The sequence below is a fragment of the Arthrobacter sp. NPDC058127 genome (assembly GCF_042884555.1).
Taxonomy (GTDB): domain Bacteria; phylum Actinomycetota; class Actinomycetes; order Actinomycetales; family Micrococcaceae; genus Arthrobacter.
Genome location: NZ_JBHVTT010000018.1, coordinates 102,377 through 114,102 on the forward strand (window position 1 = coordinate 102,377; position 11,726 = coordinate 114,102).

Genomic DNA, 11,726 nt, shown 5'->3' on the forward strand with positions numbered 1-11,726 from the left:
TGCCTCCTGATCTACGACCTAATCGAGAGGCTACTCCTAACCCCTGACGATTTTCTGTGCGGCGGCTGAATGTTTGGCAATAAGTTCCGGGATGTCCAGATCGGGGATCTGACCGTCCACAACGCGCCACTTACCGGCCACCATGACGCGGTCGGCGCGGTCGGCCGCGCAGAGCAACAAGGCCGCGATGGGATCGTGGCTGCCGGAGAAGCGCAGCTCGTCAAGCGTGAACAAGGCTAGGTCGGCCTGCATCCCGGGAGCGATCTGCCCGATGTCCGTGCGGCCCAGCACCGCAGCGGATCCTCGCGTCGCCCAGCCGATGGCGCGTTCCACAGGGACGTCCGCGCCGTAGCGCAGCCGCTGCAGATACAGCGCCTGCCGCGCTTCGAGGATCATGTTGGAGGCATCGTTCGAAGCCGAACCGTCCACTCCCAGCCCCACCGGAACTCCGGCCGCCTCAAGTTCCAGCACCCGTGCGGTGCCGGACGCGAGCCGCATGTTCGACGTCGGGCAGTGTGCGACGGCGGTGCCCGCGGCACCCAGCCGGGCGATCTCGTCGTCGTCGAAATGGATGCCGTGGCCAAGCCAGGTACGTTTTCCGAGCCAGCCGACGCTGTCCAGATAGTCCACCGTGCGCAGCCCGAACATCTCGCGGCAGAAATCTTCCTCGTCGATGGTTTCCGCGAGGTGTGTGTGGAGCCGGACATCCAGCCGTTCGGCCATGGCGGCGCTCTCGGCCATGATTTCCCTGGTCACGGAGAACGGCGAGCAAGGGGCCAACGCGATTTGGATGACCGCTCCGTCTCCACGTTCGTGGTACTCCCCGATCAGCCGTTCGCTGTCCGCGAGGATCACCTCCGGACGCTGCACAGTGGAACGCGGCGGCAGCCCGCCGTCGTCCTCGCCCAGCGTCATGGACCCTCGGGTGAGGGTGGCGCGCATCCCGAGTTCACGCACGACGCCGACCTCGATATCGATCGCGTCCTCAAGTCCCGCGGGGAAGAGGTAGTGGTGGTCGGCTGCCGTGGTGCAGCCGGAAAGCAGGAGTTCCGCGAGTGCTACCTTCACGGCAAGTTCGAGGCTGTCCGGCGTCAGCCGCGCCCACACGGGATACAGGTTCTGCAGCCAAGGGAACAGGGGAGCGTTGGCCGCCGGACCCCAAGCCCGCGTGAGGGTTTGGTAGAAATGGTGATGCGTGTTGATGAGCCCGGGTAGCAGGACATGGCTGCCGGCGTCGAAGGTTTGATCGCATTGCGCGGAAGGCTGTGCGCCGGCGGGGACGAGCTCGGCGATTTTCCCGTCGCTGACCACGATGCCGCCGCTGGCGTCGAGCCCGTTGGCGGTGAACACTGCGAGGGGATTCTTGATCCAGAGCCGGGAAGGTGCAGGCCTTGCTGGAGTTGCTGGCTGGAAATCGGATTTCGGGGACACGGGGATCCTTGTCTGGTCGGCGTAATTGCGTTCCAGCTCAGTGGTTCCTGTCTGCTGATCCAGGTTCCGGAGGTCAACCCTGCCGGTGGCACCCAGCGTAGGTCGCTCGTCGAAGTGCGTCAATGTGACCGGCGCCCGAACACGGCCTCATGCCCGGCGTTCAGCGTGAATTTCACATCTCGAAACTTTTTTTCCAGAAACTATGGCGCGGCTCACATCTCCGGTGCTAATCTCAATTTGCCAAAGGCGGGCACCCGGACTCCGGGAAGCTATCTACCAGGCGAAACCTTCAAAAGCACATGCTGAAGCCTGGTAATCGCAGCACTGGTCCGTCATGTCCAGACGCCTCCCTGGTTACAGGCTTCCTCAGCACTAAGGAAGTCGCACATGAGTACCACCGTCACGGCCGAACGTTTCTTGGCCACTTCCATTGAGCTGGCAACAGCCAATGTCCTCAACAGCGGCGGGCCGTTCGGCGCCGTCATTGTCACCGCGGATGGCCGCGCCTTCGAAGGCGTCAACCGGGTCACCGCTACCAACGACCCCACGGCCCACGCCGAGGTCACCGCCATCCGCAATGCCTGCCGCGAGCTCGGCACCTTCGATCTCAGCGGAGCCACCCTCTACACGAGCTGCGAGCCATGCCCCATGTGCCTCGCCTCGGCGCTCTGGGCACGCATCGGAAACGTGGTTTTCGCAGCAGACCGGCACGACGCCGCATCCGTCGGCTTCGACGACGCCGTCTTCTACGAATACTTCGAGAACGAAGACCGGGACAAGCTTATGCCGGTCCGCAAGCTGGAACTGGGCGACCCCCAGGTCCCGGCCATCCTGGAACCGTTCAACACCTGGAACACGCTTGACTCCAGGATTGACTACTAGGGCCCGGTGGCTGAAATGACAATCCTGGACCCCGCAGAAATGCGAACGGCAACTGAAAAGCAGGCTGCGCCTTCCGGCGCAGGGCAGACAGAAGCACGCGAAAAGCACACGGCAACCGGACTGGCGCAGCGGGGCAGCAGCCCCAGGCCCCCGGCGTCGAACTCCTTCCTGGATCGTTTCTTCCAGATCACCAAGCGTGGCTCCACGCTGGCCCGCGAATTCCGCGGCGGCATCGTCACGTTCTTCACGATGGCCTACATCGTTATCCTCAACCCCCTGATCCTGGGCGGATTCTCAGCCCAGAACGCACCCACGGATGTAGCTGGCGGATGGTTGTCCGCAGCACAGGTGGGGGCAGTCACCGGCCTGACCGCCGGTGTCATGACGGTCCTCTTCGGCCTCATCGCGAACCTACCGTTCGGGCTCGCCGCAGGCTTGGGAATCAACTCGTTCCTCGCAGTCGCCGTCATCCATGAAGTCACCTGGCCGGAAGCCATGGGCCTGGTGGTCATCAACGGCATCCTGATTGTCCTGTTCGGCGTCACGGGCGCCCGGACCGCGATCTTCAAGGCTGTTCCCAAGGAACTCAAGGCCGCCATCACCGTTGGCATCGGCCTGTTCATCGCCTTCATCGGCTTCGTCGATTCCGGTTTCGTCCGCGCCACAAAAGGCGGACCGCCGGTACAGCTCGGTAACGATGGCTCCATCACATCTATACCTACCCTCATTTTCATTGTCGGTCTGCTGGTCATGGGAATCCTTGTAGCCCGTAAGATCCAGGGCGGCCTCCTGATCGGAATCGTCGCCACCACGGTCCTCGCCGCCGTCGTCGAGGCCGTCATGCACATCGGGCCTGGCAGCGCCGCCAATCCCGGTGGCTGGCACCTCAACACCCCGGTACTGTCCGGCCAGCTGGTATCCGCCCCGGACTTCAGCCTGGTAGGCCACTTCGACCTCTTCGGTTCGTTCTCGAGGATCGGCGGCCTGGCGGCCACGATGTTGGTGTTCACCCTGGTGTTCACCAACTTCTTCGACGCCATGGGCACCATGACCGGCCTCGCCAAGAGCGCCGGCGTGGCTTACAAGGACGGTACGTTCCCCAAGCTCAAGTCGGCCTTCATTGTCGAGGGCCTGGGCGCGGTAGCCGGCGGCGCGACGTCGGGTTCGTCCAACACCGTGTACATCGACTCCGCTGCCGGCATTGGCGAAGGCGCCCGTACCGGCCTGGCGTCGGTGGTCACCGGCCTGCTGTTCCTGGGGTCGATGTTCCTGACCCCGCTCACCAGCGTGGTTCCGCTCGAGGTCGCAGCCGCAGCCTTGGTGGTAGTGGGAGCCATGATGATGGCACAGATCCGCGAGATCAAGTTCTCCAAGTTCTCCGTGGCCCTGCCGGCCTTCCTGACCATCGTCACCATGCCGCTGACCTACTCCATCGCCAACGGAATCGGCGTCGGGTTCATCTCCTGGGCCGTGATCCACGCGGCATCGGGGAAGGGCAACAAAGTCCACCCGCTCATGTGGGTGGTGACCGTGGGCTTCCTGATCTACTTTGCCCGCGGGCCGATCAGCGCGCTGATGGGAGCGTAGCCGGCCATTGAGACGGCGGTCCGGCCGCAAGTCACCGCAATGAATAGGCGTCCGCCGATCGTCACCAACCGCATAGTGCGGACGACGACGGCGGGCGGCGGTGGGGTACGGCCGCTCCGCTAAGGACCGGGGTGGGAAATGAGAGGCCCGCCCCGGTCCTCTTCGCGAAACGGGTGATCACGCACCCAAGCTTCCCCGAACACACGCAAGGAATGAGAATATGAGGCAAGATCGCACACTGCCCCGGGCGGGTCTCCGGTCCGGGACCTCGGTAAAGGAGGTGTTGCCATGCTGGATTTGATGCCCTCGCTGGGCACCTGGCGACCCGCGGTCTCCGGGCAGCGATGCGCCGTCGCCACCATCGTGGCCGTGGGAGGTTCCGTGCCCCGGCCCCCCGGCACGTCCATGCTCGTTTCCGAACAGGGCGACGTGCTTGGCAGCCTCTCCGGAGGTTGCGTGGAAGGCGCCGTGGTGGAGGCCGCCCTTCAAGCAATGCGCGACGGCGGCAGTCGCCTCGAGTCGTTCGGCTACAGTGCCGAGGACGCGTTCGCCGTCGGGCTCACGTGTGGCGGCGAGCTCGAAGTCCACATCCAGCCGACCGGGGCCGCCGGCCTGGACTTGGCTTCATTGAACAACGCTTTCGGCGGCTCCTCCCTGGCACTCATCCGCAGGCTCGACGCCGCGGGAGGCGCCGTCGTCGTTCCCGATCCGGCAGCTTTTTCCGCCGCAGGTTCACAAGAACTTTCGGACCTTCTTGGCGGGGATGACTCCGTGATCCGCGCGGCCGCGGCGCAGCTTGAACCGCTTCTCCGCGGAGGCCGTGCAGGGATGGTGCGGCTCGCCCCGGCCGAAGGCTGCGGGGGCTCCGGGCCGGAAACCGAACCCATCACCCTCTTCGTGGAAAGCCGCCTGCCCGCGGCCCGCATGCTCATCTTTGGCGCCAACGACTTCGGCGCGGCATTGCTCCCCGCCGGGAAACTCCTGGGCTACGAGGTCACCTTGTGCGATGCGCGGCCCGCTTTTGCGAGCCAGGGCCGTTTCCTCGCCGCCGACCACCTTGTCACGGACTGGCCGCACCGCTACCTTGCCGCCGAAGCAGCCGTCGGCCGGATCGATTCCCGCACCGTCGTGTGCGTGCTGACCCACGATCCCAAATTCGATATTCCCCTGCTGGAAACCGCCCTTGCCTTGGATCTCGCCTATGTGGGAGCCATGGGTTCCAGGCGCAGCCACCGGCAGCGGATTGATGGACTGCTGGACTGCGGCATCCCGGCCGCGGCCCTTGAGCGCCTGCATTCGCCGATCGGGCTGGATCTTGGCGCGGTCACTCCCGCCGAAGTGGCCGTTTCCATTACCGCCGAAATCCTCGCGTCCCGCGCTCCGCAGCCGGCCTCCGCCCGGGGTTCGCTCAAGGACGGAACGGGACCGATCCACCGCACCAACACCCCCGAACAAACCCAGGAGAACCCATGGACATGAACACCATCGAGTCCGTGGTTGCCACCACGGATCCAGGCCAGTGGCGCGAGGGCGATGCTTGGCTCGCCGGCGGCACGGTCCTGTTTTCTTACGGAAGCCCGGTGGGCAGCGAGGAGCCGCTCAAGCGGTTGCTTGACCTAGGGCAAGCAGGCTGGCCGGCCGTAAACGTGAGCGACGCCGGCATTGAGCTGGCCGCCACCTGCACCGTCGCCGAACTCTACGCGCTCCCGGTGTCTGACGCTGTGGCCGGCCGGAACTGGCCGGGACTGGCTCTTTTCCGGCCGTGCTGTGACTCTTTCGTGGCTTCCTTCAAGGTGTGGAACATGTCCACCGTTGGCGGCAATGTGTGCACCGCCCTCCCCGCCGGGCCGATGATTTCGCTGTGCGCAGGTCTGGATGCGAGGGCCACCATCCTTGGCCGGCACGGCAGCAGCCGTACGGTTCCAGTGGCCGAGTTCGTTACAGGGGACGGGAAAAACTGCCTGGCACCCGGCGAGCTCGTGCGCAGCATCCAGCTGCCCGCGTCGGCCTTGGGGGCGAAGGTCGCCTTCCGCCGGCTCTCGCTCAGCAACCTCGGGCGATCCGGGGTCCTGCTGATCGGAAGGCTCGACGCCGATGGCAGCTTTGTCCTCACCGTCACCGCCGCCACCAAACGGCCTGTTCAGCTGCGGTTCGCTGCCGCGGAGTTGCCGGACGCCGAGCGGCTGGCCGCCGCCGTCGCGCATTTAATCCCTACAGAGCTGTACCACGACGACATCCACGGGCTCCCGGAATGGCGCCGCGACATGACCTTCCGACTTGCCGAGGAGATCCGCGCGGAGTTGCTCGAGCCGGTTCCGGACGGACCGCTCACCGTCTCGGGCGATTTCTGGCCGCCGCACGCCACGTCGCCGCAACCATCCACCCAACTCGCACAGAAGGAGGCCTGAGCATGGCAATCGAGATCAACGGAACCGCCACCGAGGCCGCACCCCGCCCGGGCCAGTGCCTTCGGACGTTCCTGCGCGAACAGGGCAACTTCGGAGTCAAGAAAGGGTGCGACGGCGGCGACTGCGGCGCGTGCACCGTCCACGTGGACGGCACACCCGTGCACAGTTGCATCTACCCCGCCGTCCGCGCCGAAGGGCACTCGGTCACCACCATCGAGGGGTTGTCGAACGGGGAAGAGCTTCATCCCGTGCAGGAGCAGTTCCTGGAAAACCAGGGCTTCCAGTGCGGTTTCTGCACGGCCGGCATGATGATGACCGCCGCCACCTTCGACGAGGAACAGAAAGCCAACCTCCCGCGAAACCTCAAGGGAAACCTGTGCCGCTGCACGGGCTACCGCTCGATTGCGGACGCCGTGTGCGGTAGCCACGGGCACGACGACGGCGACGCCGCGTCGCGGGCCGGCGCGGGAGCTAAGGGTTCGGGCCAGCTCGGCGACAACGTTCCCGCCCCCGCGGGTCGCGCCGTCGTCACCGGCACCGCCCGCTACACCCTCGACGTCCCCGCGGAACAGCTCCCGGGACTGCTGCATCTGAAGCTGCTGCGCTCGCCACACGCGCATGCCCGGATTGTTTCCATCGATACGACGGCGGCCCTCCAAATACCCGGCGTCGTCGCGGTTTTCACGCATGAGGACGCGCCGGACCGGTTGTTCTCCACGGCCCAGCACGAGCTTTACACCGATGATCCCGACGACACCCGCGTCCTCGACAACGTGGTGCGCTTCATCGGCCAGCGGGTTGCCGCCGTCGTCGGTGAATCGCTGGGCGCAGCGGAAGCCGGGGCTCGGGCCATCAAGGTGGAGTACGAACTCCTGGACGCTGTCTTCTCGCCGCAGGACGCGTTGCTGCCCGGTGCGCCAGCGATACACGGAGAGAAGGACGGGGAAACGGCCCGGATTTCCCGCCCACAGAACAACGTCGTGGCGGAGGTCCATTCCGAGCTGGGGAACGTCGAAGCCGGATTTGCCGCGGCCGACTTCATCCATGAGAACACGTACCAGACCCAGAGGGTGCAGCACGTCGCGATGGAAACGCACTGCTCCATCGCCTGGGTGGAACCCTCCGAGAACCCCGGGGAGGACCGGCTCATGGTGCGTTCCTCCAGCCAGGTCCCGTTCCTGGTCCGGCGGACACTTGCCCGCGTGTTCGATCTTCCCGAAGACCGCATCCGCGTCGTGGCCGGGCGCGTCGGCGGCGGGTTCGGCGGCAAGCAGGAAGTGCTCACCGAGGATCTCGTGGCCATGGCGGCACTCAAACTCCGCCGGCCCGTGCAAGTGGAATTCACGCGCACCGAACAATTTACCGCCACCACCACACGTCACCCCTTCACCATCAAAGTCAAGGCCGGGACGAGCAGTGACGGCCACTTGACCGCGATGAAGGTGGACGTGGTCACCAACACTGGTGCATACGGAAACCACGCGCCTGGAGTGATGTTCCACGGTTGCGGCGAATCCTTGGCCGTCTACAAATGTGCCAACAAGAAAGTGGATGCGCAGGCCGTCTACACCAACACGGTCCCGGCCGGCGCCTTCCGTGGCTACGGCCTGAGCCAGATGATTTTCGCGATCGAATCCGCCATGGACGAGCTCGCTGTCGGAATCGGCATGGACCCCCTGGACTTCCGGCTCAAGAACATGGTCCGGCCGGGTGACGACATGCTCTCCACGAACCCGGAACCGGAAGAGGACGTCTTCTACGGCAGTTACGGTCTGGACCAATGCGTGGCGCTGGTCCGCGATGCCCTCGAACGCGGCGGCCAACGCTACCGGGACGCCGGGCTCGACGATCTCGGTCCGGAGTGGGTCACGGGCGTCGGTTCCGCGCTGTCCATGATCGACACCGTTCCGCCTCGCGGGCACTTCGCCCACACGCGCCTCAGGCTCCTGCCGGACGGTACGTTCGACGCCGCCGTCGGGACGGCCGAGTTCGGCAACGGCACCACCACGGTCCACGCCCAACTGGCGGCGACCGCCCTGTCCACCTCGGCGTCGAACGTGGCCGTGCGCCAGTCCGATACGGACCTCGTGGAGCACGATACCGGCGCGTTCGGCTCCGCAGGAACCGTGGTGGCCGGGCAGGCAACCTTGCTCGCAGCGCAGGAGCTCGCAGTGCGGATCCGGGCCGTGGCTGCTGCGTTTGCCGGTGTTTCGGAGGCGGAGTGCCTGCTCGAGGACGGTGCGGTGCGTTGCGGTGAGCGGGTCTTGGCGCTAGCGGAGGTGCACGACGCCGCGCGGCAGCAGGGCATGGAACTCGCCGCCGAAGGGCGTTGGGGCGGAACTCCGCGTTCGGTTGCCTTCAACGTCCACGGATTCCGGGTGGCCGTGAACACCGGCACGGGGGAGCTGCGGATCCTGCAGAGCGTCCAGGCGGCCGATGCCGGCGTCGTGGTCAATCCACGGCAATGCCGCGGCCAGGTGGAAGGCGGAATCGCCCAGGCGCTGGGTGTCGCACTGTATGAGGAAGTCCGCGTGAACGACGCAGGCAAGGTCACCACCGACATCCTTCGGCAGTACCACATCCCTTCCTTCGCGGACGTGCCACGCAGCGAGGTCTACTTCGCGAAAACGAACGACCAGATGGGGCCGCTCGGCGCGAAGTCCATGAGCGAGAGCCCGTTCAACCCCGTTGCGCCCGCGCTGGCCAACGCCATCCGGAACGCCACCGGGGTGAGGTTCGCGGCGCTCCCTATCGCCCGGGACAAAATCTACCTGGCACTGAAGGACGCCGCCGCCTCCGCCCCCACCCAACTGACTCGCATTTAATGTCGTTATCGAGCCTCATAACGGCATCTATTGCTAGTCAGTTGGGGGTGGCTAGCCGCTGAGGAGGTGCAGCTTGTCTTTCGTGTCCACGTCGGCTCCGTCGGCGAGGTCGCTGCAGTCGATGACGTCCACGAGGCCGGGGTGTGCTTTGAGGAAACGGCGTGCTCCGGCGTCGCCCACGGCCGATTCTGCTACCTCGGCACGGAGCGTGACGTCGATGATCAAGGGGTGGCCGCGCCTTAGCTTTGTTGTGTGGCCACCGTCGAAGGCGGCTTCCGGGTATCCCGCCGCGGTCACCCGGCCGGCTTGGTGCGCTGCTAACAGCCTGGCGACGACGGCGGGGGTCACCCCAGGCTGGTCCACCAAAGTCACCATGACATTGTGGCCGTGTGTAGCTGCCGCAATACCGGTGCGGAACGAGCTGGCCATGCCGGTCGCCCACTCCGGGTTGTCGACGACGAGGTACTTGTCCAGCTCCGTAGCGCCACGGACATCCTCGGCTCCGGCACCGAGCACTACGACTACCTTGGAGCATCCGCCGTCGAGCAATGTCTTGGCGAGCACTTCAACCAAGGTGCGGCCGCGGAAGGGCAGCAGCGCCTTGGGGCCGAGGCCCAGGCGTGTCCCTGCGCCGCCGGCCAACAGCACACCAACGGTGGGCGCGGGGCTGGAATCGTTCATGGGGTTCACCCTATCCATGCGCCCTCGAGAGATCTCTAGGTTCACCTTGCACTCCAATATAGGTCTACCGAAAAAGGTTGAATATTACCCGCGGGTAGGCCTTCTGGCTGGCTCCCATGGCCGATATTCTCTTAGGGACTTCACGAGAGTCAGTGGTCATCGAAGGGGATGCAATGACGCATCCGCGGTGGAAAGAGGGTTTATGTCTGGCATTTTCGAAATCTTGACGGCTGGGGAGCAATCGTTCCGTTTCCGGTTGAAGGCCGATGATGGAACGGTAGTGGCAGTGTCGCCCAGGTTCCCGGATATTGCGGCCCTTGTGGCCGGTATCAACGCAGTCAGGGAGAATGCCGCCACAGGATTCGTGGTGGATCGCCGCTCGCTCGGAGCGTGACAACAAATCGGCGGTAGTGCTCATGGAGCACTACCGCCGATTCTTTTTTGCACCTGTTTAGGAGTCGCCCCCCGAACCGCCGGTGGTGCCGGCAGTCACGTCGAGCAGTTTGTACCGATCGATGGCGTACGACGGCGCACTCGGGTCAACCTCGCCCCTCGCCGCGAGGAGTTGGAGGGCTTTGACGACGATGGAGTGGGTGTCGTTTTTGAAGAAGCGGCGTGCGGCTTGGCGGGTGTCGGAGAATCCGAAGCCGTCGGCGCCGAGGGAGGCGAATTCGTTGGGGATGAATTGGCGGATCTGGTCGGGGACGGCCTTCATGTAGTCGGTGACGGCGATGACCGGTCCGGTGGCGCCGGCGAGTTGCTGGGCGACGAACGGGGTGCGGGGTTCTTCGCCGGGGTTCAGGAAGGCGTGTTCTTCGGCGGCGAGTCCGTCGCGTCGGAGTTCGTTCCAGGAGGTCACGGACCAGACATCGGCGGAGACTCCCCAGTCCTGGGCCAGGACCTTCTGGGCTTCCAGGGCCCAGGGGACCGAGACGCCGGAGGCCAGGATCTGTGCCCGGGGCCCGTCGGTTTTCGCCGGGGCCAGCAGGTAGATGCCCTTGAGGAGGCCCTCGGTGTCGAGGTTTTCCGGTTCCGCGGGCTGGCTGATCGGCTCGTTGTACACGGTGAGGTAGTACATCAAGTTCCGGTCGGCGGAGTCCGGGCCGTACATGCGTTCGAGGCCGTCGCGGATGATGTGTCCGATTTCGTAGCCGTAGGCGGGGTCGTAGGTGAGGACGGCGGGGTTGGTGGAGGCCAGGATGGGGGAGTGTCCGTCGGCGTGTTGGAGTCCTTCGCCGGTGAGGGTGGTCCGTCCTGCGGTGGCGCCGATGATGAAGCCGCGGGTCATTTGGTCCGCGGCGGCCCAGAAGGCGTCGCCGGTGCGTTGGAAGCCGAACATGGAGTAGAACACGTAGATCGGCACGAGGGGTTCGCCGTGGGTGGCGTAGGCGGTTCCGGCGGCGGTGAAGGCCGCGACGGCGCCGGCTTCGTTGATGCCGGGGTGGATGAGCTGGCCCATGGGGGATTCCTTGTAGGCCAGGACGAGGTCCCGGTCCACGGAGAGGTAGTTCTGGCCCTTGGGGTTGTAGATCTTCGCGGTGGGGAAGAACGCGTCCATGCCGAAGGTGCGCGATTCGTCCGGCACGATGGGGACAATCCGGTGCCCGAATTTCTTGTCGCGGAGCAGGTCTTTGAGTAGACGGACGAAGGCCATGGTGGTGGCGGCCTGCTGTTTGCCGGAGCCGCGCTTGGCGACGTCAAAGGTCTTGGCGTCGGGCAGTTCGACGGCCGCATGGTTGGAACGCCGTTCGGGGACCAAGCCTCCCAGCGCAGCTCGGCGCTCGAGGAGATAGGCGATCTCGGGTGCGTCCATGCCGGGGTGGTAGTACGGGGGACGGTACAGGTCGGTGTCGAGCTGCTCGTCGGTGATGGGGATGCGCAGGTGGTCGCGGAAGGCCTTGAGGTCCTCCAT

Annotated in this window: 8 protein-coding genes and 1 pseudogene; 6 read left to right on the forward strand and 3 right to left on the reverse strand. The window is 65.4% G+C overall.

The features are described from left to right. Positions 1-36: 36 nt before the first annotated feature. Positions 37-1,431 (reverse strand): 8-oxoguanine deaminase, encoded by a 1,395-nt coding sequence (locus ACFVTG_RS19795; RefSeq protein WP_390282570.1) that lies wholly within the window; start codon positions 1,429-1,431, stop codon positions 37-39. Between the two features lie 387 nt (positions 1,432-1,818). Here ACFVTG_RS19795 and ACFVTG_RS19800 point away from each other — a divergent pair, with 387 nt between their 5' ends. From ACFVTG_RS19800 to ACFVTG_RS19820, 5 genes are all read left to right on the forward strand, one after another. Then, a complete protein-coding gene (locus ACFVTG_RS19800) occupies positions 1,819-2,313 on the forward strand; it encodes a nucleoside deaminase (RefSeq protein WP_390282571.1) in 495 nt (164 codons plus the stop codon). 15 nt (positions 2,314-2,328) lie between these two features. Then, positions 2,329-3,900, forward strand: coding sequence for an NCS2 family permease (locus ACFVTG_RS19805; RefSeq protein WP_390282585.1), 1,572 nt, complete (start codon positions 2,329-2,331; stop codon positions 3,898-3,900). Positions 3,901-4,188: 288 nt separating this feature from the next. After that, on the forward strand, positions 4,189-5,379 hold the full coding sequence (locus ACFVTG_RS19810; RefSeq protein WP_390282572.1) for an XdhC family protein: 1,191 nt from the start codon (positions 4,189-4,191) through the stop codon (positions 5,377-5,379). Next, positions 5,370-6,308: an FAD binding domain-containing protein gene (locus ACFVTG_RS19815; protein ID WP_390282574.1), complete on the forward strand. Its 939-nt coding sequence runs from the start codon at positions 5,370-5,372 to the stop codon at positions 6,306-6,308. Before ACFVTG_RS19810 ends, ACFVTG_RS19815 begins: the two co-directional genes overlap by 10 nt. 2 nt (positions 6,309-6,310) lie before the next feature. Next, on the forward strand, positions 6,311-9,133 hold the full coding sequence (locus ACFVTG_RS19820) for a molybdopterin-dependent oxidoreductase (RefSeq protein ID WP_390282576.1): 2,823 nt from the start codon (positions 6,311-6,313) through the stop codon (positions 9,131-9,133). A gap of 51 nt (positions 9,134-9,184) precedes the next feature. Here ACFVTG_RS19820 and nboR read toward each other — a convergent pair whose 3' ends face one another. Beyond that, entirely contained in the window at positions 9,185-9,814 is a 630-nt protein-coding gene (gene nboR, locus ACFVTG_RS19825) for a nicotine blue oxidoreductase (protein WP_390282577.1), read from the reverse strand. Positions 9,815-10,016: 202 nt separating this feature from the next. Between nboR and ACFVTG_RS19830 the strand changes: the two genes are divergently transcribed. Next, the gene (locus tag ACFVTG_RS19830; RefSeq protein ID WP_236812809.1) at positions 10,017-10,208 is read left to right on the forward strand and encodes a YegP family protein; all 192 of its coding nucleotides are present in this window, start codon (positions 10,017-10,019) and stop codon (positions 10,206-10,208) included. A 57-nt stretch (positions 10,209-10,265) separates the two neighbouring features. On the opposite strand, the pseudogene ACFVTG_RS19835 reads toward ACFVTG_RS19830, so the two are convergent. Next, a pseudogene (locus ACFVTG_RS19835) lies at positions 10,266-11,726 on the reverse strand (pyruvate dehydrogenase (acetyl-transferring), homodimeric type); the annotation flags it as partial.